2 protein-coding genes are annotated in these 1,506 nt (G+C 56.8%); both read left to right on the plus strand.

The genetic code is table 11. The features are described 5' to 3' along the window. Positions 1–762: RHS repeat-associated core domain-containing protein (locus tag Q3A80_RS31790; protein WP_446332731.1), on the plus strand; the 762-nt coding region annotated here is incomplete at its 5' end. Continuing rightward, positions 759–1,184, plus strand: coding sequence for an SMI1/KNR4 family protein (locus Q3A80_RS31795; RefSeq protein ID WP_446332732.1), 426 nt, complete (start codon positions 759–761; stop codon positions 1,182–1,184). The genes Q3A80_RS31790 and Q3A80_RS31795, both read left to right, overlap by 4 nt. Positions 1,185–1,506: the final 322 nt, after the last annotated feature.

Consider the following 1,506-nt stretch of genomic DNA (forward strand, 5'->3'; position numbering starts at 1 on the left):
ATGCCGGAGGAGGACCCGCTGCAGAAGGTGCAGGAGCGGCGGGGCGATGCGGCGGTGTTCTATTACCACTGCGATCAGATTGGTACGCCGCAGTTGCTGACCGATGGCGACGGCGACGTCGTGTGGGAGGCATCGTACAAGGCTTGGGGTGAAGCGCGGGAGGTGATTGAGCGGGCTTCGAAGACGGCGGGGATTGTGCCGAAGAATCCACTGCGGTTTCAGGGGCAGCAGGTCGATGATGAGAGTGGGCTCGCTTATAACTGGTATCGATATTGCGATCCGGGCAGCGGCCGTTTCATCAGCAAAGACCCAATTGGGCTGGCTGGCGGGATCAACGCGTATCAATATGCGCCGAACCCTGCGGGCTGGATTGATCCACTTGGTCTCGCGAAGCGATGCGGGTGCCCATGTGGCGTTGAGCCACACGGTAATCAACCGAGCCCCAGGCCGTCTGGCTATCAGAGCCACCACATCATTCAGGATCGTTGGGCTAAGGCGAACAAAATCGAGGGGTACAACTATCGAGAAGCTCCTGCAATTCTCATCCCACAAAACCCGATCCACAAAGCGATCAGCGATAGCCAGAACGCACGCCGCGACGCAATGACGGCTGCAGGACAGGACCCGTGGGCTACTAGCATTCAGAATCAATTCAACTATTCGTCGCAAGATATGCGGGCTGCTGGGATCTCGGACGACTGCCGTAAGCGTGCCTTGAAGAAGGCGTACAAGTACTTCGACAAACTCGGAGCCATCAAATGACGGATTTCACAGCGTTGCTGGGCGTCGACTTTCACAGACGCGCTCCCTCCGCCCTCGCAGAAATCGCTAGCCTGGAAAAGACACTAGGCGTTCTGCTTCCATTGAACTATAAGGACTTCCTTGCGTGGTCGGATGGGGGCGAGGGCGACGTTGGTGACCTCTATCTGTCCATGTGGACCATCGAGCAGGTCATCAAACTCAATGCCTTGTACTCGATCACGACACGCATGGGCCGGGACTTTGTGGGTATCGGTACAGACGGTGGGGACTACTGCTTTGCTCTGGATCTCCGAAGGGGCGAACGTTTCGTTGTCGTGCCGCTCGGTGCGCTAGCTGAGGATGAAGTCAAATCGCTGGCAAGCGATCTCGTTGCCGGGTTGACCGCCATCCACAACGGCCACATAACGGGTAACGATCTATAACCAGCATAGGCACTATGATCCCAACACCGGTCGATTTGTCAGCAAGAACGCGATCGGCTTGGCCGGTGGTGCTTCAATCAGGAGGCCCCCCGACATCAACATTGAGCGTGACGACGAGGATTGGATCAGGATAAATGCCACCGAAACGGAGTTCATCGGATACGGTGGTCCGAGTAATTTGTTGGAAATTCTAAAGCTTGCTGTGGATTGGCTTCAGTAACAATAAGGGCGGCTGTCGCGGCCCTTATTGTTGGTGAGGGCGATCCGGGGAGATGGTGCTCTGCTCCGCGTGCGTCACGGCGGGTGCAACCTAAGGGAAGAG

This window comes from Burkholderia sp. SR8 (assembly GCF_052851275.1).

Bases quoted from the DNA above. Each gene is read 5' to 3' on its own strand.
- Q3A80_RS31795 (WP_446332732.1), top strand. From the start codon at position 759: ATGACGGATTTCACAGCGTTGCTGGGCGTCGACTTTCACAGACGCGCT.